The sequence below is a fragment of the Blastococcus sp. MG754426 genome (assembly GCF_021699055.1).
Lineage (GTDB): Bacteria > Actinomycetota > Actinomycetes > Mycobacteriales > Geodermatophilaceae > Blastococcus.
Genome location: NZ_SSXC01000031.1, coordinates 26294 through 51594 on the forward strand (window position 1 = coordinate 26294; position 25301 = coordinate 51594).

Sequence of the window (25301 nt, forward strand, 5' to 3'; positions counted from 1 at the left end):
CGGCGGGTCCTAGGAGGCGGCCGCATACCGGGCCGGGTCCTCGAGGAAGCGGGTGCGGCACCCCGGGCAGCAGAACCACGTCGTCACCCCGTCCACCTCGGCGCGCGGCGTCGCGTCGACGGCGGCCACGGTCATCCCGCACACCGGGTCGACGGCCCGGGCCGGGCCGGTGCCGGCGGGCGGCGCCGGGCGGGCCCGGCAGGGCTGTGCACCCGTGCGCGGAGCTCGTCGGGGACGTCGAGCGCGGCCAGCACCGCCGCGCCGCGGATGCGGCTGGCGATCAGCCCCACGTAGGGCACCCCCAGCCGCAGCGCAGCGGTGAGCGCCGGCTCCTCCCCGCGCCCGTGCGAGGCCACCACCAGCGCCGCGTCCCCGGCGGCCGGCTCCGCACGCTCGCCGGGCACGGCGACGGCGTCGAAGCCGAGCGGGCCACCGAGGGCGGCGAGCGCCTGCGCGATCGGGCTGTCGCCGACGACCAGCAGCCGCGGTGCCGGCACGCGGGGCTCCAGGAAGATCTCCACCGACCCGCCGGAGAGGCAGGGGTTGGCGACGGTCACCGCCCCCTCCTCCGTCGACCGCGGCAGCTGCTCGCCGGGCACGATCCGCAGCAGCACCGGCTCGTTGGTGGCCAGCGTCATCAGCCCGTACTCGCGCACCGAGCTCTCCGCGCACGTGCCGCCGACGAAGCCGTCGATCCGCCCGTCGGCGCGCACGAGAGCGGTGTCGCCGGCGTGCGCGCTCGCCGGCTTCTGCGCGCGGACGACGGTCGCCTGGACGAACGGCTCCCGCGAGCGGGACAGCTCGGCGGCGAGGTCAGCCACGATCATCGGTCACCTCTCGGGCAGGGACGCGCCGCCGGCGTGCGAGCGGCGGGGCCTCGGGTCCTTCCTCAGATGGGCGGGGTGGGCCGGCCCTGCATGGCCTCCCACACCCGGGCGGGCGTGCAGGGCATGTCCATGTGCCGGATGCCGAACGGGGCCAGCGCGTCGACCACCGCGTTGACCACCGCGGGCGGGGAGCCGACGGTCGCGGACTCGCCGATCCCCTTGGCCCCGATCGGGTGGTGCGGCGACGGGGTGACCGTGTAGCCGGTCTCCCAGTCCGGCACCTCCATCGCCGTGGGGATCAGGTAGTCCATGAAGGAGCCGCCCAGGCAGTTGCCCTGCTCGTCGAAGCCGATGAACTCCATGAGCGCCATGCCGACGCCGTCGGCCAGCCCGCCGTGGATCTGCCCCTCCACGATCATCGGGTTGATCCGCGTGCCGCAGTCGTCGACCGCCACGAACCGGCGCACGTGCACCTTGCCGGTGCCCGGGTCGACGTCCACGACGCAGATGTAGGCGCCGAACGGGAAGGTGAGGTTGGGCGGGTCGTAGGTGACCTCGGCGTCGAGGTTGCCGTCGACGCCCTCGGGCAGCTCCACGGTGCCGTGCGCGCCCAGGGCGATCTCGGCCATCGTCTTCCCGGCGGACGGGTCACCCTTCACCGACCAGCGGCCCTTCTCCCACTCGAGGTCCTCCGGCCGGGTCTCGAGCATCGCCGCCGCGATCAGCCGGGCCTTGTCCTTCACCTTGCGCGCGGCCAGGGCCACGGCTCCCCCGCTCACCGGCGTCGAGCGGCTGCCGTAGGTGCCCAGGCCGAACGGCGTCTGGTCGGTGTCACCGTGCACGACGTCGACGTCCTCGGGCGGGATGCCGAGCTCCTCGGCGAGGATCTGCGCGAACGTCGTCTCGTGGCCCTGCCCCTGGGTCTGCACCGAGAGCCGGACGACGGCCTTCCCGGTGGGGTGCACGCGCACCTCGGCGCCGTCGGCCATGCCCAGGCCCACGATGTCCATGTGCTTGCGCGGCCCGGCGCCCACGGTCTCGGTGAAGAAGGAGACGCCGATGCCCATGAGCTCGCCGCGCCCCCGCTTCTCGGCCTGCTCGCGGCGCAGCTCGTCGTAGCCGATCTGCTCCATCGCCATCCGCAGCGCGGGCTCGTAGTCGCCCGAGTCGTACTCCCAGCCCGTCTTGTTCTTGTACGGGAACTGCTCGGGCTTGATGAAGTTCCGCAGCCGCAGCTCGGCCGGGTCCATGCCGAGCTCGGCGGCCAGGACGTCGACCATCCGCTCGACCAGGTACACCGCCTCGGTCACCCGGAACGAGCAGGCGTAGGCGACGCCGCCGGGGGCCTTGTTCGTGTAGACGCCGGTGACCGAGCAGTGCGCGGCCTGGAGGTCGTAGCTGCCGGTGAAGATGGAGAAGAAGCCGGCCGGGTACTTGGTCGGCTGCGCGGTCGCGTTGAACGCCCCGTGGTCGGCGAGCACCTTCGTGCGGACGGCGAGGATCTTGCCCTCGCGGGTCGCCGCCACCTCGCCGCGCATGATGTAGTCCCGCGCGAACGAGGTGCTCATCAGGTTCTCCGAGCGGTCCTCGACCCACTTCACCGGCTTGCCGGTCACGATCGAGCCGACCACGGCCAGGATGTAGCCGGGGTAGATGCCGACCTTGTTGCCGAAGCCCCCACCGATGTCCGGCGAGACCACCCGGATCTTGTGCTCCGGGATGCCGGCCACCATCGCGAACAGCGTGCGGTGCGCGTGCGGGGCCTGCGAGGTCTCGTACAGGGTGAGCCGGCCCTCGACCGGCTCGTAGTCGGCGATCGCGCCGCAGGTCTCCATGGGCGCCGGGTGCACCCGCGGGTAGACCACCTCCTCGCTGACGACGACGTCGGCGCGGGCGAACACCACCTCGGTCTCCGCGGCGTCGCCGGCCTCCCAGTCGAAGATGTGGTTGTCGGTGCGGCCCTCGAGGTCGTCGCGGATGACCGGGGCGTCGGCGTCCAGCGCCCGGCGGACGTCGACCACCGGCGGCAGGTCCTCGTACTCGACGTCGATGAGCTCGAGCGCGTCGCGGGCCGAGTACCGGTCCTCGGCGACCACGAAGGCGACCTCCTGGCCCTGGAAGCGCACCTTGTCGGTGGCCAGCACGGCCTGGACGTCGGCCGACAGGGTGGGCGCCCAGGCGAGGTTCAGCCCCTCGAGGTCCTTGCCGGTGACCACCGCGTGCACCTTGGGGTGGGCCAGCGCCTCGGTGGTGTCGATCGAGACGATCCGCGCGTGGGCCATCGGCGAGCGCAGGATCGCGCCGTGCAGCATGCCGGGCAGGACGATGTCGTCGAGGTAGCGGCCCTTGCCGCGGACGAACCGCGGGTCCTCCTTGCGCTGCACCCGCCCGTAGCCGATCGGCCGGTCGGGGGCGTCCATCGCGGGGTTGGCCTCGCGCTCCTGCGGCATCGGGGAGCGCTCCTGGACGGCGGTCATGCCGTCACCTCCTGGTCGGTGGCGGCGGCCGCGGGGTGCTCGGCGGCCCACCGGACCGAGCGGACGATGGTGGCGTAGCCGGTGCAGCGGCAGATCTGCCCGGAGATCGCCTCGCGGATGGTGGCCTCGTCGGGGTCGGGATCCCGGTCGAGCAGCGCCCGGGCGGTGAGCATCATCCCGGGGGTGCAGAACCCGCACTGCAACCCGTGCTCGGCCATGAAGCCCTGCTGCACCGGGTCGAGCCCGGCGCCGCCGGCCAGCCCCTCGACGGTCCGCACCTCGTGCCCCGAGGTCATCGCCGCCAGCTGGGTGCAGGACTTCACCGGCAGGCCGTCGACGAGGACGACGCAGGTGCCGCAGTTGCTCGTGTCGCACCCCCAGTGGGTGCCGGTCAGCCCCAGCGTCTCGCGCAGGAAGTGGACGAGCAGCTGGCGCGGTTCGACGTCGCGGGTGACCTCGGCCCCGTTGACGGTCATCGTGACCTGCATCGGTCAGCCTCCCTGGACGGCGGTGAGGGCACCGGCGCGCGCGGCGGCGGTGCGGAGGACCCGGCGGGTGAGTTCGTCGGCGAGGTGCCGCTTGTAGTCGACCGGCCCGCGGCCGTCCTCGACGGGCGCGCTGGCCGCGGCGGCCAGTCGTGCCGCCTCGGCGAAGAGCGCCTCGTCCGGACGCTGCCCCACCAGGACGGCGGCGGCCTCGACGGCCAGCCCCTCGAGCCCGAGGGCGGTCAGGCCGACGGCGGCCTCGGTGATCGCCCCGCCGTCGTCGAGCACCAGCGCGGCGCCGGCGGCGGCGACCGCCCAGTCCCCCACCCGGCGCTCCACCTTCTCGTAGGCGCTGCCCTGGCCGGCGCGGACCGGGAACCGCACCTCGGTGACGATCTCGTCCTGCGCGCAGGCCGTCTCGTAGGGCCCGCGGTGGAACTCCGGCATCGCGACGACCCGCTCGCCGTCCCGCCCGGCGATGACCACCTCGGCGCGCAGCACGTCGCAGACGGTGGTGAGGTCCTCGGCCGGGTCGGCCTGGGCCAGCGAGCCCCCGATCGTGCCGCGGTTGCGCACCACCGGGTCGGCGATCACCCGCTCGGCGTCGTGCACGATCGGGAACAGCCGTCCCACGACCTCGGAGCCCAGCAGCTCGGCGTGGCGGGTGAGCGCGCCGACGCGGAGGCGTCCGGGCTCCTCGGTGATGTGCCGCAGCTCGGCGACGTCGTTGATGTCGACCACCCAGTCGGGGCGGGCCAGCCGCAGCTTCATCATCGGGAGCAGGCTGTGGCCGCCGGCGACGAGCCGGGCCTCCTCCCCGTGACGCTCGAGCAGCTCGAGCGCCTCGGCGACGCTGGTCGCCCGCGCGTAGTCGAACGGAGCCGGGACCTGCACGGGGCCACCCCCTTCCCGAGGGCCCCGATGCCGGGGCCTGGTGCCGAGGGACCTTGTCGGTGATCCAGGTCACTGTCAACATCGAGATAACCGATCGCTTACGAGGGTCGCCCGATGACGTTCACGCAGTTGCGGGCCTTCGCCCTGGTGGCCGAGCTGGGGTCGCTGCGGGCCGCCGCCGCGGCGCTCGGCGTGAGCGAACCGGCGGTCTCGGCGGCGGTGTCCGCGCTGCGGAGCGACCTCGGCGACCCGCTGTTCCGCAGGACCGGCACCGGGATCGCCCTGACCCCGGGCGGGCGCGCGCTGGCGGTCCGCGCCCGCGAGCTGGTGCGGCTGGCCGAGCGGACCCGGCGGGAGGTGGCGACGGCGACCTCGACCGACCGCCTCCGCGTGCTGGCGACGCCCTCGTGCGCCGAGCACGTCGCCGGCGCCGTGCTGGACGCCTTCACCCGCCGGGTCGCGGGCGCGGGGATCGAGCTCACCACCGGGTCGACCGACTGCGCCGCGACCGCCCTGGCCGACGGTGACGCCGACGTCGTCCTGGGCGTGCGGCCCGCCCCCGCACCGGGGCAGGTGCTCGAGCCGGTGCCGTTCCTGCGGTACCGGCGGGTCGTCGTCGCCGCGCCGGGGCACCCGCTCGCCCCCCGCACCCGGCTCCGGGTCGAGGAGCTGGCCGCGGCCCGGTGGCTGACCGGGCCGGCCGGGCTGGAGCCGGGCAGCGAGGAGGAGCGGTGGGCCGCCGCCGGGGGGTCCCCGCCCGACGTCGAGCGGTGCGAGAGCGAGGCCGCCGCGCTGGCGGCGGTGCTGCGCGGGCGGGGCGTGCTGCTGGCCCTGGCCCACGCCGTCCGCGAGCGGGTCGCCCGGGGGGCCCTGGTCCGGCTGCCGGTCGAGGGCACCCCGGTGAGCGGGCTGTGGTGGGCGACCGTGCCGGGCGAGGGCCGCGCCGTCGCCGCCGCCCGGGCGCTGCAACGCTTCCTCACGACGCCGGACGCGACCAGCGCGCTGCTGGCCCGGCCCGAGCGCCGCGACCGACCCCGGCCGACCGTGCGTGTGGAGCTGTGGAGCTAGGCCGACGGGCCGGTCGACCGGTGCCGGCCCGGTCCGCCGTCGCCCAGCACGACCTGCCCCTCGGTCATCTCCGGGTCGCCGCGGCGCTGCTCGACGGGGGCCTGGCCGGTGGTGTTCCCCGCCCCGCGGTCGTGCCCCTCCTGGACGGCGCTGCCGTGTTCGGCGACCCGGATCGCCTCGGCGACGTCGTCCCCGCTGCGGGCGTGGTCGGGCGCGGTGCCGCCCGTGGCCGGCTCTGCTGGATCGGTCATGGCAACCTCCGCGCGACGTCGGGCGTGTGCGGGCAGTGTCGCGGCGGAGCCCGGGACCGGCAAGGTGCCGTCAGCCCCCGCCGAGCTCCCGGAGCCGGGCGAGGGCGCGGTCACGGGACTCGGCCGCCTCGGTGGCGTCCCGCTCCGCCGCGGCCCGGCGGCGCTCCTCCCGCCGCAGCGCCGCCGCCGCGTCGCCCGCCTGCCGCTCGGCCTCGGCCAGCTCGTCGGCCAGCTCCTCCACGCGGGCCCGCAGCTCCTGCTCGCGGCTGGCCAGCTCCCGGGTGGCGCGGCGGTGCTCCTCCAGCACCTCGTCGGCGGCCCGGGCGGCCGCCTCCGCCCGGTCGGCCGCCTCCCGGGCCGCGGCCAGCTCCCGCTGCCGCTTCTCCTCGGCGGCCCGGCGGCGCTCCTCCTGCTCGCGCACCCGCCGGTCGGCTGCCGGCTCCCCCGCCCGCTTCCCGGTCGTGGCGGCCTCGGCCGGGCGGGCGGCGGGGCGCTCGGTGCGCTGCGGGCGGGGCGGGTGCACCAGCCGGAGGTCGGGCCTGGCGCCCGTCGTCCCCAGCCCGCTGTACGACATCGGCGAGGTGAGCCGGCCGGTGAGCAGCGCCCGGCCGGCGTCCGGGTCGGACATCGCCGCCCGCAGCGTCTCCTCGACCTGCGTCGCCACCGAGGTGCTGACCGGGTGGCCGGCGGCGTGCGCCAGCGCCCGTGCCTGACGGGTCAGGGCCGTCAGCAGCCGGCGCCGCTGCACGTCGAGCGCCCGGAGCTGGTCGCCCGCCAGGCCCTCCTGCGCTTCCCGGAGCAGGTCGCCCAGCTCGACGAGGCCCTCGATCTCGGCGCGCTGCTCGCGGACGAGCAGGTTGCAGGCCCAGGCGGCGGCCGAGGCCTTGGGCAGCGCGCCGATCTCCTTGGCAAGGGCCTTGTCGCCTGCGGCCTTCGCCTCGTCCTGGCGCTGCGTGCGCAGGGCGACGAACTCCTCGGGCGGGACGGCGTACAGCTCGTCGGCCACCTCGTCGAGATCCACGGCCCTCCCCGTGCTGCGAACTCGTGGTGGTCAGGCGCTGACCACCACGAGTTCGTAGCACTCGCGGCGGGCGGCGTCAGCAGCAGGCGGCGGCCGGCTGGGCCTCCGTCCGGCAGCAGCTGCCGTCGCCGGCGACGTCGGCGAGCTCGGGCTCGGTGCGGCCCTCCAGGTCCGGGCGCGCGTCGGCCGTGACGGTGTAGACCTCCCACGGTTCCCCGCCCGGGCCGGTCACCCACACCTTGTCCTGGACGGCGTAGCAGCAGGTGGTGCCGTCCTCGACCCGCGTCGCCAGCCCGGCGTCGGCCAGCCGGCCGGTCGCGGCGCCGACCTCCTCCGGGGAGGCGACCTCGACGCCGAGGTGGTCCATGCGGGTGGGTTCCCCCGCCCGGCCCTCGAGCAGCACCAGCTTCAGCGGCGGCTCGACGACGGCGAAGTTGGCGTAGCCGGGCCGCCGCTTGGCCGGGACGGTGTCGAACAGCCGCGAGTAGAAGTCGACGGCGGCGTCGAGGTCGGCGACGCGGAGGGCGAGCTGGACACGGGACACGGGAACCTCCTGGGACGTAGGACATAGACGGACGTCGATGTCTGAACGCAGAATGAACACCTTGTATCGATGCTTGTCAATACGATGTCCATCGTTACGATGGCCGTCGACACCTCACGAAGGAGCACCGATGAGCGATCCGGCCCTGGCCTGCTGCACCCCGTTGTCCGGCACGGCGATGTCCGCCGAGCAGGCCGAGCAGGTCGCCCCCCTCCTCAAGGCGCTGGCCGACCCGGTCCGCCTGCGGCTGATGAGCCTCATCGCCTCCAGCGCCAGCGGTGACGCCTGCGTCTGCGACCTGAACGACGCCTTCGACCTCACCCAGGCCACGATCAGCCACCACCTGAAGGTGCTGCACTCGGCCGGGCTGCTCGACCGGGAGAAGCGCGGGGTGTGGGTGTACTACGCCGTCCGCCCCACCGCGCTGCGCGCCGTCGCCGGCCTCTTCGAGACGGCGGTGCCCGCGTGAGCCGGCTCGCGAGCCCACCCACGAGCAGAGCAGCGCTGCGAACGCGGCCGACGGGCGCCGGCGAGGAGGACTCGTGAGCGACGCCGTCCGGGAGACCGCCCGCCCCGATGCCCCGGCCGACGCGCCCGTCCTGCAGAAGCTGTCCACCCTCGACCGGTTCCTGCCGGTGTGGATCATCGCCGCGATGGCGCTCGGGCTCGCGCTGGGCCGCTGGGTGCCGGGCCTGGACGACGCGCTGAGCGCGGTCGAGGTGGGCGACGTCAGCCTGCCGATCGCGATCGGCCTGCTCCTGATGATGTACCCGGTGCTGGCCAAGGTCCGGTACTCCGAGCTGGACCGGGTCACCGGCGACCGGAAGCTCCTCGCCGCCTCCCTGGTGCTCAACTGGCTGCTCGGCCCGGCGCTGATGTTCGCCCTGGCGTGGCTGCTGCTCCCGGACCTGCCCGAGTACCGGACCGGGCTGATCATCGTGGGCCTGGCCCGCTGCATCGCGATGGTGCTGATCTGGAACGACCTGTCCTGCGGCGACCGGGAGGCAGGCGCCGTCCTGGTGGCGATCAACTCGGTGTTCCAGATCCTCGCCTTCGCCCTCCTGGGCTGGTTCTACCTGCAGGTGCTGCCCGGCTGGCTGGGGCTGGCCACCACATCCGCGGAGTTCAGCTTCTGGGCGATCGTGCTCTCGGTGCTGGTGTTCCTCGGCATCCCGCTGCTGGCCGGCTTCCTCACCCGCACGATCGGCGAGCGCCGCAGGGGCCGCGCCTGGTACGAGGGCAGGTTCCTGCCGCGCATCGGCCCGGTCGCCCTCTACGGCCTGCTGTTCACGATCGTGATGCTGTTCGCGCTGCAGGGCGATGCGATCACCTCCCGGCCCTGGGACGTCGCCCGCATCGCCCTGCCGCTGCTCGCCTACTTCGTCCTCATGTTCGGCGGTTCGTTCCTGCTGGGCATGCGGCTGCGCCTCGGCTACGCGAAGACGGCGACGCTCGCGTTCACCGCGGCCGGCAACAACTTCGAGCTCGCCATCGCCGTCGCCATCGGCACGTTCGGCGTCACCAGCGGGCAGGCGCTCGCCGGCGTCGTCGGACCGCTCATCGAGGTACCGGTCCTGGTCGCGCTCGTCTACGTCTCGCTGTGGGCCGCTCGCCGCTGGTTCCCCGGCGACCCGACCGTCCCCACGACCGCCAGGAGCACCCGATGACGCCGACCGGCTCCCCCGCCGGGGTCCCCGGGCTGCTGGACCCGGACGTGCTGCTGCGACGCCACGTCGAGGACCTCGCCGCCCGCTTCGCCGGGATGGTGAGCCCGGAGACCGTCGAGCGGATGGTCTTCGAGTCCTACGCCGCCCTCGGGCGCACCGCCCGGGTCACGGCCCACCTGCCGGTGCTCACCTGCCGGTTCGCCACCGAGCGGCTGACCGCGCTCGCCCAGGCCAAGGGGGTGCTGGCCAAGGACGGACCCGAGGTGCTCTTCGTCTGCGTCCACAATGCCGGCCGGTCCCAGATGGCCGCCGCGATGGTCGACCACCTCTCGGAGGGGCGGGTGCACGTCCGCTCCGCCGGCTCCATGCCCGCCGACACGGTCGACCCCGTCGTCCTCGAGGTGCTCACCGCGCGCGGCATGACGGTGACCGACGCCTTCCCCAAGCCGTTGACCGACGACGTCGTCCGGGCCGCCGACGTGGTGGTCACCATGGGCTGCGGCGACGCCTGCCCCGTCTACCCGGGCAAGCGCTACCTGGACTGGGACGTCGCCGACCCGGCAGGCCGGGACCGGGCCGCGGTGGAGTCCATCGCCGCAGACATCGAGACACGTGTGCGGCGGCTGCTCGCCGAGCTCGGGGCATGACCCGTCGCCTGCTGGTCATCGGTGGCAGCGACGCCGGCATCTCCGCCGCCCTCCGCGCCCGGGAGCTCGACCCGTCGGCGCAGGTCACCGTCGTGGTGGCCGACGCCTACGCCAACTTCTCCATCTGCGGGATCCCCTACCACGTCTCCGGGGACGTGCCGCGCTGGCAGTCCCTCGCGCACCGCACGGCCGCCGACCTCGAGGCGGCGGGACTGACCGTCCGGCCGAGCACACGGGCCACCGCCATCGACGTGCCCGGGCGGTGCGTCGCCGTGACCGGGCCCGACGGCGGAACGGAGCTGCTGCCCTACGACGAGCTGGTCGTGGGGACCGGCGCCCGCCCGGCCCTCCCGGCGATCACGGGCCTCGCCGACCTGGGACCGGCCGACGGCGTGCACCTGCTGCACACGATCGACGACACCCATGCCCTCGTGGCCGGCCTCCAGGAACGCCGGGTCCGCTCGGCGCTGGTCGTGGGCGCCGGCTACATCGGCGTGGAGATGGCCGAGGCGTTGGTCGCCCGCGGCATCGCCACCACCGTGGCGCAGCGTCCCGCCGAGGTGCTCACCACCGTGGACCCCGGGCTGGGTGCCCTCGTCCGCGCCGAGATGGCGGCGCACGGCGTGGAGGTGCTCACCGGCACCGGCGTCACCGGCCTCACCCGCACCGCCGACGGACGCATCGCCGCGACGGCCGGCGGCGGCGGGCTCGACCGCTCCTTCGACCTCGTGCTCGTCGCTTCCGGCGTGCGTCCCGACGTGGACCTCCTCGTGGACGCCGGCGCCCGGACCGGAGCCGGGGGCGCGGTGGTCGTCGACGAGACGATGGCCACCGGCCTGCCGCACGTCCGGGCGGCCGGGGACTGCGTGGTCACCCACCACCGCCTGCTCGGCACCACCTACCTGCCGCTGGGCACCACCGCCCACAAGCAGGGCCGTGTCGCCGGCGCCAACGCCGTCGGCGGGGACGCGCGCTTCGCCGGCAGCGTCGGCACCCAGGTCGTGAAGGTCTTCGGCCTGGTGGCCGCCCGCACCGGGCTGCTCGCGCACGAGGCGGTCGCCGCCGGCTTCCGCCCGGTCACCACCGAGACGCTCGTGGACGACCACAAGGCGTACTACCCGGGCGCTCGGCCGATCACGATCCGCATCACCGCGGACGCCGGCACGGGGCGGCTGCTCGGCGCCCAGCTCGTCGGCCGGCTGGGCAGCGAGGTGGCCAAGCGCGCCGACGTCTACGCCACCGCGCTGTTCCACGGCATGACCGTCGAGGGCATGGCCGACCTCGACCTGACCTACACCCCGCCGCTGGGCTCGCCCTGGGACGCCGTGCAGATGGCAGCCCAGGCGTGGACCCGCGAGCACCGCCCTGCACCCACCACCCGATCCACCCCGGCCGACCCGGCCGCACGTCCGAGGAGAACCCCGTGAGCCACCGCCCCAGCGTCCTGTTCGTCTGCGTGCACAACGCCGGCCGTTCGCAGATGGCCGCCGGCTGGCTGCGCCACCTCGGCGGCGACGCCGTCGAGGTCCGCTCGGCCGGCTCGCTGCCCGGCGAGCAGGTCAACCCCGCCGCGGTCCAGGCGATGGCCGAGGTCGGCATCGACATCTCCGACCAGCGCCCCAAGGTGCTCACCACCGACGCCGTCGAGGCCTCCGACGTGGTGATCACCATGGGCTGCGGCGACGCGTGCCCGGTCTTCCCCGGCAAGCGCTACCTGGACTGGCCGCTGGATGACCCGGCCGGCCAGGGCGTCGAGGCGGTGCGGCCGATCCGCGACGAGATCGAGCGGCGCATCCGCGGGCTGCTCGCCGAGCTCGGGGCCGGCTCCGCCGCCTGAGCACCGGCCGGCCGGGTCCGGCCGTCAGGCGTTGGCGACCATCGTCGTCGGGTGCTCGTTGAGCTTCCGGGCGCCGTCCTGCTCGACCACGATGACGTCCTCGACCCGGACGCCCACCCGACCGGGCCAGAAGACCGACGGCTCGATCGTGAAGGTCATCCCGGCCTCCAGAGGGGTGTCGTCCTCCTCGGAGATGTAGGGCTTCTCGTGGACGTCCAGGCCGATGCAGTGGCCGGTGCGGTGGCGGAACCACTCCCCGTACCCGCCGTCGACGATGACCTGCCGGGTGGCCTCGTGCACCTCGGCGGCGGTCGCACCGGGGCGGGACGCGTCGATCCCGGCCTGCTGCGAGGCCATCACCAGCTCGTGGACGCGGAGGTACTCCTCCCCCGGCTCCCCGACGTGGACGGTGCGCCCGAAGTCGGAGCAGTAGCCCTGCACGACCGAGCCGAAGTCGAACGAGACACCCATGCCCTCCCGCAGCGGCTGGGTGGAGATGCGCACCGTCGCGTCGCGGTCGTCCAGCGGCCCCATCGACCACACCGCCGTGTCGAAGGACTCGGCCCGGGAGCCGGCGACCTTCATCTGGTAGGCCACCTCGGTCGCGATCTCGAGCTCGGTCACGCCCGGCCGGACCTTCGGCTCGACGCCGGCCATGACCTGGTCCACGATGGCGCACGCGCGGGTCATGAGCTCGAGCTCCTCGGCCGACTTGATGCGGCGCAGGCCGTTGCTCAGCGGCTCGACGTCGACCACCTCGGAGTCCGGGAACACCGCGCCGAGGTTGAGCACCGTCTCCGCCCAGGTCCGCTTGCCGACGGCGACGCGCCCGACGCGGCCGAACTGGCCCGCCGCCTTGCGGAACAGCGTGTCGGCGTCATCGGACTCGGCCACCGTGACGACCTCACCGGGGACGCCGTTCGGCAGGTCGAACTCCCGGATCATCCGCGGCAGGACGAAGACCGGCTCCCGGCCCGGGGCGAAGAAGGCGCCGGCGACCCAGTGGTGCGTGTAGGCGACCTCCCCGAAGGTCGGCACGCGACGCTCCATGCCGGTGAAGTACTCCAGGTCCGCCGACGGCGGCAGGAACACCAGGTCGACGCCTGCTTCCTCCATCCGGGCGGACAGCCGGCGGCGGCGCTCGTCGTGCTGGATCACGGATCTCCTCCTGCATCAGGGACCGGGGACCGGCGGGTCGCGCCGGCGGTGGCGCCAGCCAAGCGCACCGCCGATGTGTTCGTCAAGCGATCGTGTTGGTCGCAGAGCGAACACTCGCCGGTGGTGCCGGCCGGCCCGGTCCGGTCAGCGCCGGGCAGGTCGACGGCGCGGCGGGCGCGCTCCAGCGCCATGAGGGCGGCGTCGCGCCGGGCGACGTTCTCCTCCCACCGCTCGGGTGGCAGGAACCCGTGGAGCTCGTCCGCGACGCGGTGCACCAGCTCGGGTTCCCAGCGGTCACGCTGCCCCCGCTCGGCGCCCATGCGGGCGTACGCCTCGCCCATGCGTTCCGCGTGCGCCTCGATCCCCCCGCGGGTGTTGAGCTCCGCGGTCGCGAAGGGGCCGATGACCGACCAGCGGCGTCCCAGACCGTCGCGGACCACGCGGTCGACGTCGGCCACCGAGACCACGCCGTCGCGCACCAGGGCGTAGGCCTCCCGCAGCAGCGCCCCCTGCAGGCGGTTGAAGACGAAGCCCTCCACCTCGACGGCAACGTGGACCGGGGTCATCCCGAGCTCCTCGAGCAGCCGCCTCGTGCGGGCGACGGTGCCGGCGGAGGTGAAGGGCGCGGGCACGACCTCGGCCACGGGGAGGAGGTAGGGCGGGTTCCCCGGGTGGACGACCAGGCAGCGCCCCCGCCCCGGCAGCCCGCCGGCGATGGTCGAGCAGGTCAACGCGGAGGACGAGCTCGCCAGCACGACCTCCTCCTCCGCCAGCTCGTCCAGCTGCGCGAACAGCTGCTGCTTGAGCCCGAGCTGCTCCGGCGCGCACTCCTGCACGTGCACGGCGCCGCCGAGCGCGTCCGCGAGGGTGGGTGCGGTCCGCACCCGCCCGGCGACGGTCGCCACCGGCTCCCCCAGCAGCCCGTGCGCGGTCAGGGCCTCCAGCCGGGTCCGCACCTCGCCGGGGACCGCCGCCAGCCGCGCCGGATCGGGGTCGTGCAGCACCACCGGCCGGCCGGCGCGGGCGACCACGACCGCCCACGCGACGCCGATGCTGCCCGCACCGACGACCGCCACGGGCCCGTCGGTCAGCACGCGGCCGGCTCTGCCTGCTCCGCGCGGTCGATGACGGCCTCGGCCTGGCCGATGAGCTCGCAGACCTGCGCGAGCCGTTCCCGCCCCTCCTCGCCCAGCTGCGGGAAGGTGGTCAGCGGCGGGCGCACGTCGCCGACCGGGTGCCCGACGGCGGCGGCCAGCGCCTTGGAGTAGCACTGGTGACCGTAGGTGGGGTGACCGGCGGCGATGACGTGGTCGATGCGGTCCAGCAGCCGCTGCACCTGGCGCGCCTCGGCGATGCGGCCGGCCTCCAGCAGGTCGAAGAGGCGGGCCGAGGCGCGCGGCACGTAGTTGCCGTAGGGGTTGACGTAGCCGATCGCGCCCAGCAGGTAGGAGTCGACGAGGCGCTCGCCGGCGAAGACGTGGACCGTCCCCTCGGTCTCGTCGATCACGTCGCGGACCCGGCCCAGCTGCTGGCTGGACTCCTTGATGTAGCGGACGTTCTCGAACGCCCGCGCCAGCCGGGCCACGAGGGCGGCCGACATGTCCACGTTGGAGGTGACCGGGTTGTTGTAGAGCATGATCGGCACGCCGACGGCCTCGCTGATGGCGCCGTAGTACCGGAAGATCTCGTCGTCGGTGGGCGTGTAGTAGTACGGCGGCAGGATCATCAGCCCGTCCGCGCCCAGCTTCTCGGCCCGCCGGCTGTGGCGGACCGCCCACGGGGTGTGCGCGTTCATGGTCCCGGCGATGACCGGGACGCGGCCCGCGACGTGCTGGACCGTCGTGTCCACGACCAGGTCGCGCTCGTCGTCGGTGAGCGTCAGGAACTCACCGGTGGTGCCCAGGACTATGACGCCGGGTACGCCGACGTCGAGCTGCCAGTCGAGGAACGACCGCAGCGCCTCCACGTCGACCGCCTGGTCGCCGTCGGTGAACGGGGTGACGGCGACCGTGTAGCAGCCGCGGAACTCGAGTGACACAAGCCTTCCTCCATGCGAACTTCTGTACGCTGTGTGAACAGTCGTACCATACGCTGTGCCTCGTGCAGACCTCCTCGCTCGTGTCCCGTGATCTCGCGAGCCGCCGCTGCGAGATCGTCGTCGTCGGCGGCGGGATCACCGGCTGCGTCACCGCGTACCACCTCGCCCGGGCGGGCGCCGACGTCCTGCTGCTCGAACGCCACGACCTCAACACCCAGGCCTCCGGGCGCAACGCGGGCAGCCTGCACGGCCAGATCCAGCACGAGCCCTTCCTCCACCAGGGGGAGGCCTGGGCGCGCGGCTTCGTCCCGGCGCTGGAGCTGATGCGCGACGCGCTCCCCCTGTGGGACGGCCTCGGTGCGGAGCTCGGCGTCGACCTCGAGGTGTCCCGCCGCGGCGGGGTCCTGGTCGCGGAGACCGGCGACCAGCTGCGCGACATCGAGCGCAAGGTGGCCGTGGAGCGTGCCGCGGGGCTGCCCGTCCGGCTGCTGGACCGGGCGGAGCTGCAGGAGGTCGCCCCCTACGTCTCCGGCCGGATGGCCGGCGGCGAGCTCTGCCCCGACGAGGGGAAGGTCAACTCGCTGGTCGCCGCGCCCGCGTTCGCCGCGGCGGCCCGGCGGCACGGCGCCGTCGTCGAGACCGGCGTCGACGTGCTCGACGTGCAGCGCCGGCCGGGGGGCTTCCGGCTGGTCACCTCCCGCGGGACGGTCGACTGCACCCAGCTGGCGCTCACCGCCGGCACCGATCTCGCGGCGTTCGGGGAGCTGCTCGGCGTCCGGCTGCCGGTGACGGCGGAACCGGTCCAGGTGAGCGTCACCGAGCGGGTCGAGCCGCTGGTGCCCCACCTGGTCTACTTCGCCGGCGAGAAGCTGACGCTCAAGCAGGCCGGCTCCGGCGCGCTCCTCATCGGCGGGGGCTGGCCGGCCCGGCGGGACCGGGCCGGCAACCCGGTGCTCGACCCCGCATCGCTGCGGGCCAACCTGCGGGTGGCCGTCACGGTCGTGCCCGCGGTGGCCCGCGCCCAGCTGCTGCGCACCTGGGTGGGGGTGGGCAACGGCACCCCCGACCAGAGCCCGCTGATCGGCCGGGTGCCGTCGGCACCCGGTCTGGTCGTCGGCATGTTCCCCTACATGGGCCTCACCGCGGGTCCGGTCGTCGGGCGCGCGGTCGCCGACCTGCTGCTCGAGCGGGACCCCGGCCGGGACCTGACGCCGTTCCGCCCGGACCGCTTCGCCACCTGAGCGCTACCGGGCGCCCGGCTCGGCCACCACCCCGATCTCCACCGGCTTGAACGGCGCCTGCGGCGCGAAGCCGGCGTACTCGTCGACCGTTGTGCCGGTGCTCCTCGCCACCAGGTGGGTGACCAGCGGGGTGCAGTAGCGTCCCTGGCACCGGCCCATCCCGGCCCGGGTCGCGCGCTTCAGGGCGCCGGCGGATCCCGCGCCGCCCGCCACGCCTGCCGCGATCTCGCCCAGGGTGACGCTCTCGCACCGGCACGCCGTGGTGTCCGCCTCGGCGAGCTGGTCGACCAGCAGCGGCGCCCGGAAGACCGTCGCCAGGCCCGACTGGAAGGCCTCGTTGCGCCGCCGGAGCCGTTCGGCCTGGCCGACCGCCTCCGCGAGCCCGCCACCCACGGCCGCGCCCAGGTCCGCGGCGGCCGCCGCCCCGGCCAGCGCGCCCCGGGCCTCGGCGACCCGGGCGCCGGCGATGCCGCCCGCGTCCCCGACCACCCAGACGCCGTCGACGCTCGACCGGCCGTCCGGGCCGCACTCGACGGCCAGCGCCCCGGTGCCGGCGTCGTACCGGTGGCGGCAGCCCAGGCTCCGGGCGATCTCGTTGGACGGCAGGAAGCCGAACCCGAGGCACACCGCATCGACCTCGAAGGTGCGCTCGGTCCCGGGGACGGCCCTGCCCTCCCCGTCCAGCCGGGCCACCACTGCCCGCCGCACCTCGTCGCCGCCCTCGGCCCGGACGATCGCCGTGGAGGTGAGCACGGGCACCCGGGCCCGGGCCAGCGTGGCGGCGTAGCCGATGCCGTCGCGCACCAGGTCCGGTGCCGAGCGCAGCATCCGCAGCCCGGCGCGCACCGCGCGCGGCCCCGGCAGGGCGGCCACCTCGGCGAGCGCCACCACGGTGACGCCCGCGCGCACGAGGTCCGCCGCCACCTGGAGGTTCAGCGGCCCGTTGCCGCTCACCAGGACCCGGGTGCCCGGAGCCACCTGCTGCGCCCGCACCAGCGTCTGCGCGGCGCCGGTGGTCATGATCCCCGGGAGGGTCCACCCCGGGAACGGGACCGCGCGCTCGAACGCGCCCGTGGCGATGACCAGGCGCCGCGGCCGCAGGACCCAGCGCCGGTCCTCGCCCGCGGCCAGGAGGTGGTCGGGGGCGAAGGCGCCCCACACCCGCACGCCGGTGAGCACCTCGACGCCGGCCCGCTGCACCCGGCGGATGAGCGCTCGCCCCTGGCGGTACTGGCCGTCCAGCGACCCTTCGTCGACGGTGAAGGCGGTGGCCGGCTGCTTGTAGTACTGCCCGCCGAGCTTGGCCCGCTCCTCCACGAGGAGGACGCGGAGCCCGGCCTCGGCCGCCGTCGCGGCCGCGGCCAGGCCGGCCGGGCCCGCGCCCAGGACCAGGACGTCGGGACGGAGCTCGACCTCCTCCAGCTCCTCGACCGCCTCCTCCGCGAGCGGTCGCGCCGCCGGCTGGGGCGCCACACGCATGCCCTCGCGCACCGGCGTGAGGCAGGCCAGGCGACCCGGCCGGTCGTCGACGACCACCGCGCACTCGCCGCAGACGCCCATGCCGCAGAAGAGCCCGCGCGCGCTGCCGTCGACCGCCGTGCGGCACGCGCGGATGCCGGCGTCGGTCAGCGCCGACGCGACGGTGTCAGCGCCGGAGGCCGCGACCGGGCGCCCCTCGTGGTGCAGCTCCACCTGCGGCGCGCCGTCCTCGATGCCGTCGCTGCGGACCCGCACGTCACTCCTCCCCGGCGCGGGCGCGGCTCACGCGAGCACCCGTGCGGCGATATCGTCGACCGCCCGGCGGGCGGTCTCCACCATCTCGTCGAGCTCATTCTCGGTGACGACGAACGGCGGGGAGAAGGCGATGGTGTCGGCCATGGGCAGCGCCCGGGTGATGACGCCGAGCTCCAGGCAGCGCCGGGCCACCTGGGCACCCACGCCCGCCGCCGGGTCGAAGGCCCGCGCCGGCGCCGTGCCGGCGACGAACTCCACGGCCCCGACCAGGCCGCGGCCGCGCACCTCGCCGACCATGGGGTGCCCCTCGAAGGCCGCGCGGAGCCGCTGGTGGAGGTACGCCCCGCGCTCGGCCGCCCGAACCACCAGCCCCTCCTCCTCGATGATGTCCAGGTTGGCCAGCGCCGCCGCCGCGGCGATCGGGTGCGCCGAGTAGGTGTAGCCGTGCCCGACCACGCCGGAGGCGGCCGTCCCGTCGGCGAGCACCCGCCACACCCGCTCGGACACCATGCACCCCGAGAGCGGCACGTAGGCCGAGGTGATGCCCTTGGCCACCGTGATGAGGTCGGGCTCCATCCCGAGCGCGGTGGTGCCGAAGGGGACGCCGAGCCGGCCGAAGCCGGTGACCACCTCGTCGGCGATCAGCAGCACGTCGTACCGGCGGAGCACCTCCTGCACCGCGGCGAAGTAGCCCTCCGGCGGGACGATGACGCCGCCGGCCGCCTGGATCGGCTCGGCGATGAAGGCGGCCACGGTGTCCGGGCCCTCGGCCAGGATCAGCTCCTCCAGCTCTCGGGCCAGCGCCGCGGCGAAGTCGGCGTCGGACATGCCGGGCTCGGCCTCCCACAACCGGTGCGGTGCCCGCACGTGGCGGACCATGGGCAGCGGCAGGTCGAAGGCGGTGTGCATGGACTGCAGCCCGGTCAGGCTGGCCGACATCACCGTGACGCCGTGGTACCCGCGCCGGCGCGAGATGATCTTCTTCTTCTCGGGTCGCCCGAGCACGTTGTTGTACAGCCAGACGAGCTTCACCTGCGTGTCGTTCGCATCCGACCCGCTGTTGCCGAAGAACACCTTCGACATGGGGACCGGCGCCATCCCGACGAGCCGCTCCGCCAGCACGGCCGGCGCATCGGTCCCCATCGAGGCGAACGCGTGGTAGTAGGGCAACCGCCGCGCCTGGTCGGCGAGGGCGTCGGCCATCGCGGGGTGCGAGTAGCCGATGTTCACGCACCAGAGCCCCGCCATGGCGTCGAGGTAGCTGCGGCCCTCGCTGTCCACCAGCCGGCTCCCCTGCCCGGAGACCATGACCCGTCCGCCGTCGTGCTCGTGGGCCTTCAGCGCCGTGAAGGGGTGGAAGACGAACCGGCGGTCGACGTCGGTGATGGTCTCCGTGGGCGTGCTCGTCATGCCATGTCCTCTCGGCCTGTCGGCTGAACGCGGCGGTCCTCGATGACCGCTGGGCGAACATATAGAACGCAGACCGAACATAGGCGTAAGGTCGCGCCGCGTCCACGACCCGTCGAACAGGGGAGACCCGGTGACTCTTGCCCGAGAACACGTCCTCGAAGGCTGCGACCTGCTGCGCCAGGACCTGCTGATCGACGGCGAGTGGGTGGCCGCGTCGGACGGCGGGGTGCTGCCGGTGACCGACCCGGCGACGGGAGAGGTGCTGGCGCGCGTCGCCTGCGCCACGGCGGCCGACGTGGAGCGCGCCCTCGCGAGCGCCCAGGCGGCGCTCGGCCCCTGGGCCGCCACCCCGGCCCCGCAGCGGGCCGCGGTGCTCAGGCGCTGGCACCAGCTGGTCCTCGACAACGCCGGGCAGCTGGCGCGCATCCTCACCGCGGAGCAGGGCAAGCCGCTGGCCGAGGCGGAGGGCGAGATCCGCTACGGGGCGACCTTCATCGAGTGGTACGCCGAGGAGGCCAAGCGGCTCTACGGGGAGACCATCCCGACCAACGCGCACGGCCGCCGGCTGCTGACCATCCGCCAGCCGGTCGGCGTGACGGCAGCCATCACGCCCTGGAACTTCCCGATGGCGATGATCGCCCGGAAGGTGGGCCCCGCCCTCGCGGCGGGCTGCCCGATGATCGTCAAGCCGGCCTCCGAGACGCCCCTCTCGGCGCTCGCGCTCGCCGAGCTGGGCCGGCAGGCCGGCCTGCCCCGGGGCGTGCTGCAGGTCGTGCACGGCGACGCCGTCGTCGTCGGCGGGGTGCTGACCTCGAGCCCGGTGGTGCGCGCCCTGAGCTTCACCGGGTCGACCGAGGTCGGCAAGCTGCTGATGCGCCAGTGCGCCGACACGGTCAAGCGGGTCGCCCTCGAGCTCGGTGGCAACGCCCCGGTGCTGGTGTTCGACGACGCCGACCTCGACCGGGCGGTCGAGGGGGCCATCGCCTCCAAGTTCCGCAACGCCGGGCAGACCTGCGTCTGCGCCAACCGGATCCTCGTGCAGGCCGGCATCCACGACCGCTTCGTCGAGCGGTTCACCGCCGCGGTCGCCGGGCTGCGGGTGGGCAACGGCTTCGACCCGGCCTCGCAGCAGGGCCCGCTGATCGACGACGCCGCCGTCGGCAAGGTGGACCGGCACGTGCAGGACGCGGTCGCGCGCGGCGCCCGCGTGGAGCTCGGCGGCCGGCCGCACGCCCTGGGCGGCACCTTCTACGAGCCGACCGTACTCGTCGGCGCGCGCCCCGACATGCTGGTCGCCCGCGAGGAGACCTTCGGACCGGTCGCGCCCGTCTTCCGGTTCGAGACGGAGGAGGAGGCCGTGGCCCTGGCCAACGACACGCCCAGCGGCCTGGCCGCCTACCTCTTCACCCGCGACCTGGGCCGCACCTGGCGGGTCGGCGAGGCGCTGGAGTTCGGGGTGGTGGGCGTCAACACCGGTCTGATCTCCTACGAGGGTGCGCCGTTCGGTGGCGTCAAGGAGTCCGGGACCGGTCGCGAGGGGTCGCGGCACGGCATCGACGAGTTCCTGGAGTGGAAGTACCTGTGCCTGGACGGGATCGAGGGGTGACCGGGCCGGGGGGCGGCTTGCTGGACCTGACCGGCCGGACGGTGCTGGTGACGGGTGCCTCGCGGGGCATCGGCCAGGTGACGGCGGCCCGGCTCGGCGAGCTGGGTGCCCACGTCGTCGCGCACTACGGGAGCTCCCGGGACGGCGCCGAACGGGCGACCGAGGCGATCCCGGCCGAGCGCCGCCTCCTCGTCGGCGCCGACCTCCGGCAGCCCGGCTCGGCCGCCGGGCTGTGGGCGGAGGCCCTGGCGTGGCGCGGCGCGGTCGACGTCGTCGTCTGCAACGCGGCGGTGATGCCGGAATCGCCCATCGACGGGCCCGACGCGGACTGGGACGCGGCGTGGCAGCTGGCGCTGCAGGTCAACCTGGTCGAGCCGGCCGCACTGCTGCGGGCGGCGGTGCGGCACTTCGTCCCCCGCGGCGGCGGCAGCCTCGTCGTCCTCTCCAGCTGGGCGGCGCAGCGCGGCTCGGGGGTACCGGCCCTCGGCGCCTACGCGGCGTCGAAGGCCGGGCTGGCCGCGCTGACCAAGACGATCGCGCGGGCGCACGCCAAGGACGGCGTGCTCGCGCACCTGGTGGCACCCGGCGTGGTGGCCACGGACATGTCGGTGCGCGCGGCCGCCGAGCAGGGCGGCGTGGCGGCGGTCACGGCCGGGCTGGCGATGGACGAGTGGGTGCCACCGGCGGAGGTCGCCGAGGTGGTCGCGTTCCTCGCCACCGGGCGGTGCCGGCACCTCACCGGCGCCACCCTGGACGTCAACGGCGCCTCCTACGTGCGCTGAGCCGGCGGCCCGTCCACGTACTCGTCGTCCCCGGGCCGGAAGCCGGGTGAGTTGAGCACCAGGTAGGTGCCGCGGCCACGCAGGTCGTAGACGACCCCGGGCGGGAGGACCAGCGCGTCGCCGGCCGGGATGCGCACCGGCGGGGCGTCGCCGACGGCGAAGACGAACGAGCCGGTGACGACGTAGTAGGTGCGGTGCGTGCGGACGTTCCGCAGCCGCCGGTGCTGCCCCTCCAGGCGCACCCACGTCGCGCTGAGCGTCCCACCGGTGCGGTCGCCGGGGACCAGCGTGCGCAGGACGAGGTCGTTCTCCGGCTCGGCCTGCAGCCCGATCTCCTCCGCGCGCGCGTGCCACGCACCGTCGCCCGACCCAGCTCCTTGATGCGGCATGCGAACTATCGTACGGTTACCGAACAAGTGGTCGTCCATGCCCAGAACGGGAGCGCGTCATCTCCGAGCTGTTCAGGCCCCTCACGATGCGCGGGGTCACCGTCCGCAACCGAGCCTGGGTGGCACCCATGTGCCAGTACTCGGCCGGCCCGGACGGACGCCCGCACGACTGGCACCTGGTGCACCTCGGCGGCTTCGCCGTCGGCGGCGCCGGTCTGGTGATGACCGAGGCCACGGCCGTGGACCCGGCAGGCCGGCTCTCCCCCGCGGACACCGGTCTCTGGGACGACGCGCAGGCCGAGGCGTGGGCCCCGATCGTGCGGTTCGTCCAGGAGCAGGGGGCCACGGCCGGGGTCCAGCTGGTGCACGCCGGCCGCAAGGCGTGCACCTCACCGCCGTGGGACGGGCAGCGCCCTGTCCCACCGGACGAGGGCGGCTGGCCGACCGTCGGCGCCACCTCGCTCCCCTTCGGTCGGCTGCCCGCACCGACGGCCCTCGACGACGCGGGCATCGCCGCGGTGGTGGCCTCCTTCCGCCGGGCCGCGGCGCGGGCGCGGGACGTCGGCTTCGACGTGGTGGAGCTGCACGCCGCCCACGGCTACCTCCTGCACCAGTTCCTCTCGCCGCTGGTGAACACCCGCTCCGACCGCTACGGCGGCGGGCTCGTGGGCCGGTCCCGCCTCCTGCTCGAGGTGGTCGACGCCGTGCGCGAGGTGTGGCCCGACGACCGGCCGCTGCTCGTCCGGGTGTCGGCCACCGACTGGCTCGAGGGCGGGTGGGACGGCGACGACACCGTGGCCCTCGCCCGGGTGCTGGGCGGTCACGGCGTCGACCTCGTCGACTGCTCGTCGGGTGGCGCGGTCCCCGACGTCGCGGTGCCGGTCGGCCCCCGGTACCAGGTGGGCTTCGCCGAGCGGGTCCGGGCCGAGGCCGGGATGCCGAGCGCCGCCGTCGGCCTCATCACCGCTCCGTGCGAGGCCGAGGAGATCGTGGCGCGGGGGCAGGCGGACGCCGTGATGCTCGGGCGGGAGCTGCTCCGCCAGCCGCACTGGCCGCTGCTCGCGGCCGCCGAGCTCGGCGCCGCGGACGTGTCGTGGCCGCCGCAGTACGCGGGGGCCCGACCGGCCCCCCGGAGCCGCCCGACCGACAACCACCTGCAGGAGGAGCAATGAGGATCGCGGTACCCCGCGAGGTCAAGAACAACGAGTTCCGCGTGGCGCTGACCCCGTCGGGGGTGCACGAGCTCGTGCGGCACGGCCACGAGGTCGTGGTGGAGACCTGCGCCGGCGTCGGCTCGTCGATCTCCGACGAGGAGTACCGCGCCGCAGGCGCCACCGTGCTCGACGACGCCGACGACGTCTGGGCCGCCGGCGAGCTCGTCCTCAAGGTGAAGGAGCCCGTCGCCGAGGAGTACCCGCGGATGCGCGCGGGGCAGGTCCTCTTCACCTTCCTGCACCTGGCCGCCGACGAGCAGCTCACCAAGGAGCTCGTCACCCGCGAGGTGACCGCGATCGCCTACGAGACCGTCCAGCCGGCCGACCGCAGCCTCCCCCTCCTCGCGCCGATGAGCGAGGTGGCCGGCCGGCTCGCCGCCCAGGTCGGCGCCGCCACGCTGCTGCGCGCTGCCGGCGGGCGCGGCGTGCTCATGGGCGGGGTCCCCGGTGTGCCGCCGGCGCAGGTGGTCGTCGTGGGTGCCGGCGTCGCGGGGCAGAGCGCGGCGACCATCGCCCTGGGCATGCGCGCCGACGTCACCGTCATGGACCGCGACGTCGCCCGGCTGCGGCAGGTCGACGCGCTCTTCGGGGGCCGCTGCCGGACCGTGGCCTCGAACGCCTACGCGGTCGAGCAGGCGGCGCTCGGGGCCGACCTGGTCATCGGGGCGGTCCTCGTCCCGGGCGCCAAGGCCCCGACCCTGCTGAGCAACGACGTCGTGTCGCGCATGCGCCCCGGCAGCGTGCTGGTCGACATCTCCATCGACCAGGGCGGGTGCTTCGAGGACTCGCGGCCGACCACGCACGCCGAACCCACCTACGCCGTGCACGACACCGTCTTCTACTGCGTGGCCAACATGCCCGGCGCCGTCCCGCACACCTCGACCCGGGCGCTCACCAACGTGACCCTGCCCTACGCCCTGGAGCTGGCCGGGCGCGGCTGGCGGGAGGCGCTGCGGGCCGACGACGCGCTCGCCCGGGGGCTGAACGTCCACGGTGGGGACGTGACGTACGCGCCGGTCGCCGAGGCGCACGGGTTCGACCACGTCGAGGTGTCGTCGGTGCTCTCGTGACCCCGGCTCAGCGGCCCGCCGTCGCCCCCCTCGGGAGGGGGCGCGACGGTGGGCCGGAACTCCTCCGTCGTGTTACTGTGCGCTGTGCGCACAAATGACCCCGCAGCGGACGACCGCGAGAGCCCCGTCGACGACGGCCGACCCCGCGAGTTCGTCCAGTCGCTGGACCGGGGGCTCGCCGTCATCCGCTCGTTCTCCGCGGAGAACCGCGAGCTGACCCTGTCCGAGGTGGCCCAGCACTCGGGGCTGACCCGCGCCGCGGCCCGGCGGTTCCTCCTGACGCTGGAGGAGCTCGACTACGTCGGCAGCAACGGGCGGCACTTCTTCCTGAAGCCCAAGGTGCTCGACCTGGCCTACGCCTACCTGTCCTCCTTCAGCGCCACGCAGATCGCGCAGTCCCACCTCGAGGACCTCAGCGCGCGGCTGCAGGAGTCGTGCTCGATGAGCGTCCTGGACGGCGGGGACATCGTGCACACCGCGCAGGCGGCGACCAACCGCATCATGACGATCGGCATGAGCGTGGGCCGGCGGCTGCCCGCGTTCGCGACCTCGATGGGCCGGGTGCTGCTGGCCGCGCTGCCCCCCGAGGAGCTGGACGCCAGGCTCGCGAACTACGAGCGCCCCAAGCTCACCCCCCGCACCGTGACCGACGAGGAGGAGCTGCGCCAGGTCCTGGCCACCGTGCGCAAGCGCGGCTGGGCGCTGCTCGACCAGGAGCTCGAGGAAGGGGTGCGGTCGGTGGCCGCGCCGGTGCGCGACGCGTCGGGACGGGTGGTCGCGGCCATCAACGTGAGCGCGCACGCCTCGCGCGTGAGCGCCGCGAAGCTTCGCAAGGAGTTCCTGCCCGAGCTCCTCGCCACCGCCGACTCCATCAGCCGGGTCCTGGCCGCGCACCGCTGACCGGCGGGCGCGAGCGGGGCCGCCGGGACGGTGGGAGGCGC

At 74.8% G+C, this 25301-nt stretch carries 26 protein-coding genes; 12 read left to right on the forward strand and 14 right to left on the reverse strand.

Going from position 1 to position 25301, the window contains the following annotated elements:
• Positions 1 to 9: 9 nt before the first annotated feature.
• From E9549_RS23380 to E9549_RS11970, 5 genes are all read right to left on the reverse strand, one after another.
• A complete protein-coding gene (locus tag E9549_RS23380; protein WP_255723836.1) occupies positions 10 to 135 on the reverse strand; it encodes a hypothetical protein in 126 nt (41 codons plus the stop codon).
• Entirely contained in the window at positions 132 to 827 is a 696-nt protein-coding gene (locus E9549_RS11955; RefSeq protein ID WP_236826764.1) for an XdhC family protein, read from the reverse strand. Before E9549_RS11955 ends, E9549_RS23380 begins: the two co-directional genes overlap by 4 nt.
• Before the next feature lie 62 nt (positions 828 to 889).
• Positions 890 to 3304 (reverse strand): aerobic carbon-monoxide dehydrogenase large subunit, encoded by a 2415-nt coding sequence (locus tag E9549_RS11960; RefSeq protein ID WP_236826765.1) that lies wholly within the window; start codon positions 3302 to 3304, stop codon positions 890 to 892.
• Positions 3301 to 3792, reverse strand: a complete 492-nt coding sequence (locus E9549_RS11965; protein ID WP_236826766.1) for a (2Fe-2S)-binding protein — start codon at positions 3790 to 3792, stop codon at positions 3301 to 3303. The genes E9549_RS11960 and E9549_RS11965 overlap by 4 nt, the downstream gene beginning before the upstream one ends.
• 3 nt (positions 3793 to 3795) lie before the next feature.
• A complete protein-coding gene (locus tag E9549_RS11970; protein ID WP_236826767.1) occupies positions 3796 to 4683 on the reverse strand; it encodes a xanthine dehydrogenase family protein subunit M in 888 nt (295 codons plus the stop codon).
• A 114-nt stretch (positions 4684 to 4797) separates the two neighbouring features.
• Between E9549_RS11970 and E9549_RS11975 the strand changes: the two genes are divergently transcribed.
• The gene (locus E9549_RS11975) at positions 4798 to 5751 is read left to right on the forward strand and encodes a LysR family transcriptional regulator (protein WP_236826768.1); all 954 of its coding nucleotides are present in this window, start codon (positions 4798 to 4800) and stop codon (positions 5749 to 5751) included.
• Here the strand turns inward: E9549_RS11975 and E9549_RS11980 are convergent.
• The 3 genes from E9549_RS11980 to E9549_RS11990 form a co-directional block, all read right to left on the reverse strand.
• On the reverse strand, positions 5748 to 6002 hold the full coding sequence (locus tag E9549_RS11980; protein WP_236826769.1) for a hypothetical protein: 255 nt from the start codon (positions 6000 to 6002) through the stop codon (positions 5748 to 5750). The genes E9549_RS11975 and E9549_RS11980 overlap by 4 nt on opposite strands.
• Before the next feature lie 70 nt (positions 6003 to 6072).
• Complete coding sequence (locus tag E9549_RS11985) at positions 6073 to 7023, reverse strand: hypothetical protein (protein WP_236826770.1); 951 nt, start codon at positions 7021 to 7023, stop codon at positions 6073 to 6075.
• A gap of 76 nt (positions 7024 to 7099) precedes the next feature.
• Positions 7100 to 7567: an ArsI/CadI family heavy metal resistance metalloenzyme gene (locus E9549_RS11990; protein ID WP_236826771.1), complete on the reverse strand. Its 468-nt coding sequence runs from the start codon at positions 7565 to 7567 to the stop codon at positions 7100 to 7102.
• Positions 7568 to 7697: 130 nt separating this feature from the next.
• On the opposite strand from E9549_RS11990, the gene E9549_RS11995 reads away from it, so the two are divergent.
• The 5 genes from E9549_RS11995 (at position 7698) to E9549_RS12015 (ending at position 11718) form a co-directional block, all read left to right on the forward strand.
• The gene (locus E9549_RS11995; protein ID WP_236826772.1) at positions 7698 to 8036 is read left to right on the forward strand and encodes a metalloregulator ArsR/SmtB family transcription factor; all 339 of its coding nucleotides are present in this window, start codon (positions 7698 to 7700) and stop codon (positions 8034 to 8036) included.
• A gap of 73 nt (positions 8037 to 8109) precedes the next feature.
• Positions 8110 to 9234: an ACR3 family arsenite efflux transporter gene (gene arsB, locus E9549_RS12000; RefSeq protein ID WP_308113082.1), complete on the forward strand. Its 1125-nt coding sequence runs from the start codon at positions 8110 to 8112 to the stop codon at positions 9232 to 9234.
• A complete protein-coding gene (locus E9549_RS12005) occupies positions 9231 to 9881 on the forward strand; it encodes a low molecular weight phosphatase family protein (RefSeq protein WP_236826773.1) in 651 nt (216 codons plus the stop codon). Before arsB ends, E9549_RS12005 begins: the two co-directional genes overlap by 4 nt.
• Complete coding sequence (locus tag E9549_RS12010; RefSeq protein ID WP_236826774.1) at positions 9878 to 11308, forward strand: FAD-dependent oxidoreductase; 1431 nt, start codon at positions 9878 to 9880, stop codon at positions 11306 to 11308. The genes E9549_RS12005 and E9549_RS12010 overlap by 4 nt, the downstream gene beginning before the upstream one ends.
• Positions 11305 to 11718, forward strand: a complete 414-nt coding sequence (locus E9549_RS12015; RefSeq protein ID WP_308113079.1) for an arsenate reductase ArsC — start codon at positions 11305 to 11307, stop codon at positions 11716 to 11718. The genes E9549_RS12010 and E9549_RS12015 overlap by 4 nt, the downstream gene beginning before the upstream one ends.
• Positions 11719 to 11742: 24 nt before the next feature.
• Here the strand turns inward: E9549_RS12015 and E9549_RS12020 are convergent, their stop codons facing one another.
• The 3 genes from E9549_RS12020 to E9549_RS12030 are packed head-to-tail and all read right to left on the reverse strand — an operon-like array spanning position 11743 to position 14914.
• A complete protein-coding gene (locus E9549_RS12020; RefSeq protein ID WP_236826775.1) occupies positions 11743 to 12876 on the reverse strand; it encodes a Xaa-Pro peptidase family protein in 1134 nt (377 codons plus the stop codon).
• Positions 12873 to 13970 (reverse strand): 3-hydroxyacyl-CoA dehydrogenase, encoded by a 1098-nt coding sequence (locus E9549_RS12025; RefSeq protein ID WP_236826776.1) that lies wholly within the window; start codon positions 13968 to 13970, stop codon positions 12873 to 12875. Before E9549_RS12025 ends, E9549_RS12020 begins: the two co-directional genes overlap by 4 nt.
• Complete coding sequence (locus E9549_RS12030; RefSeq protein ID WP_236826777.1) at positions 13964 to 14914, reverse strand: dihydrodipicolinate synthase family protein; 951 nt, start codon at positions 14912 to 14914, stop codon at positions 13964 to 13966. The genes E9549_RS12025 and E9549_RS12030 overlap by 7 nt, the downstream gene beginning before the upstream one ends.
• Before the next feature lie 62 nt (positions 14915 to 14976).
• Between E9549_RS12030 and E9549_RS12035 the strand changes: the two genes are divergently transcribed.
• Entirely contained in the window at positions 14977 to 16155 is a 1179-nt protein-coding gene (locus tag E9549_RS12035; protein ID WP_236826778.1) for an FAD-binding oxidoreductase, read from the forward strand.
• Between the two features lie 3 nt (positions 16156 to 16158).
• Here E9549_RS12035 and E9549_RS23805 read toward each other — a convergent pair whose 3' ends face one another.
• Together E9549_RS23805 and E9549_RS12055 are read right to left on the reverse strand one after the other, a co-directional pair.
• Positions 16159 to 17889: an FAD-dependent oxidoreductase gene (locus E9549_RS23805; protein WP_308113077.1), complete on the reverse strand. Its 1731-nt coding sequence runs from the start codon at positions 17887 to 17889 to the stop codon at positions 16159 to 16161.
• A 27-nt stretch (positions 17890 to 17916) separates the two neighbouring features.
• Positions 17917 to 19299, reverse strand: coding sequence for an aminotransferase (locus tag E9549_RS12055; protein WP_236826779.1), 1383 nt, complete (start codon positions 19297 to 19299; stop codon positions 17917 to 17919).
• 130 nt (positions 19300 to 19429) lie between these two features.
• Here E9549_RS12055 and E9549_RS12060 point away from each other — a divergent pair, with 130 nt between their 5' ends.
• Both E9549_RS12060 and E9549_RS12065 read left to right on the forward strand, forming a co-directional pair.
• Positions 19430 to 20905, forward strand: coding sequence for an NAD-dependent succinate-semialdehyde dehydrogenase (locus E9549_RS12060; protein WP_308113075.1), 1476 nt, complete (start codon positions 19430 to 19432; stop codon positions 20903 to 20905).
• On the forward strand, positions 20902 to 21687 hold the full coding sequence (locus E9549_RS12065; RefSeq protein ID WP_236826780.1) for an SDR family NAD(P)-dependent oxidoreductase: 786 nt from the start codon (positions 20902 to 20904) through the stop codon (positions 21685 to 21687). Before E9549_RS12060 ends, E9549_RS12065 begins: the two co-directional genes overlap by 4 nt.
• Here the strand turns inward: E9549_RS12065 and E9549_RS12070 are convergent.
• Complete coding sequence (locus E9549_RS12070; RefSeq protein ID WP_236826781.1) at positions 21675 to 22076, reverse strand: hypothetical protein; 402 nt, start codon at positions 22074 to 22076, stop codon at positions 21675 to 21677. The genes E9549_RS12065 and E9549_RS12070 overlap by 13 nt on opposite strands.
• A gap of 68 nt (positions 22077 to 22144) precedes the next feature.
• On the opposite strand from E9549_RS12070, the gene E9549_RS12075 reads away from it, so the two are divergent.
• The 3 genes from E9549_RS12075 to E9549_RS12085 all read left to right on the forward strand — a co-directional run bounded on the left by E9549_RS12075 (position 22145) and on the right by E9549_RS12085 (position 25260).
• Positions 22145 to 23248, forward strand: a complete 1104-nt coding sequence (locus E9549_RS12075; RefSeq protein WP_255714901.1) for an NADH:flavin oxidoreductase/NADH oxidase — start codon at positions 22145 to 22147, stop codon at positions 23246 to 23248.
• Complete coding sequence (gene ald / locus E9549_RS12080) at positions 23245 to 24360, forward strand: alanine dehydrogenase (RefSeq protein ID WP_236826783.1); 1116 nt, start codon at positions 23245 to 23247, stop codon at positions 24358 to 24360. The genes E9549_RS12075 and ald overlap by 4 nt, the downstream gene beginning before the upstream one ends.
• An 84-nt stretch (positions 24361 to 24444) precedes the next feature.
• The gene (locus E9549_RS12085; RefSeq protein WP_236826784.1) at positions 24445 to 25260 is read left to right on the forward strand and encodes an IclR family transcriptional regulator C-terminal domain-containing protein; all 816 of its coding nucleotides are present in this window, start codon (positions 24445 to 24447) and stop codon (positions 25258 to 25260) included.
• Positions 25261 to 25301 lie beyond the last annotated feature (41 nt).

Bases quoted from the DNA above. Each gene is read 5' to 3' on its own strand.
- E9549_RS23380 (WP_255723836.1), bottom strand. From the start codon at position 135: ATGACCGTGGCCGCCGTCGACGCGACGCCGCGCGCCGAGGTGGACGGG.
- E9549_RS11955 (WP_236826764.1), bottom strand. From the start codon at position 827: ATGATCGTGGCTGACCTCGCCGCCGAGCTGTCCCGCTCGCGGGAGCCG.
- E9549_RS11960 (WP_236826765.1), bottom strand. From the start codon at position 3,304: ATGACCGCCGTCCAGGAGCGCTCCCCGATGCCGCAGGAGCGCGAGGCC.
- E9549_RS11965 (WP_236826766.1), bottom strand. From the start codon at position 3,792: ATGCAGGTCACGATGACCGTCAACGGGGCCGAGGTCACCCGCGACGTC.
- E9549_RS11975 (WP_236826768.1), top strand. From the start codon at position 4,798: ATGACGTTCACGCAGTTGCGGGCCTTCGCCCTGGTGGCCGAGCTGGGG.
- E9549_RS11980 (WP_236826769.1), bottom strand. From the start codon at position 6,002: ATGACCGATCCAGCAGAGCCGGCCACGGGCGGCACCGCGCCCGACCAC.
- E9549_RS11995 (WP_236826772.1), top strand. From the start codon at position 7,698: ATGAGCGATCCGGCCCTGGCCTGCTGCACCCCGTTGTCCGGCACGGCG.
- E9549_RS12005 (WP_236826773.1), top strand. From the start codon at position 9,231: ATGACGCCGACCGGCTCCCCCGCCGGGGTCCCCGGGCTGCTGGACCCG.
- E9549_RS12010 (WP_236826774.1), top strand. From the start codon at position 9,878: ATGACCCGTCGCCTGCTGGTCATCGGTGGCAGCGACGCCGGCATCTCC.
- E9549_RS12055 (WP_236826779.1), bottom strand. From the start codon at position 19,299: ATGACGAGCACGCCCACGGAGACCATCACCGACGTCGACCGCCGGTTC.
- E9549_RS12070 (WP_236826781.1), bottom strand. From the start codon at position 22,076: ATGCCGCATCAAGGAGCTGGGTCGGGCGACGGTGCGTGGCACGCGCGC.
- ald (WP_236826783.1), top strand. From the start codon at position 23,245: ATGAGGATCGCGGTACCCCGCGAGGTCAAGAACAACGAGTTCCGCGTG.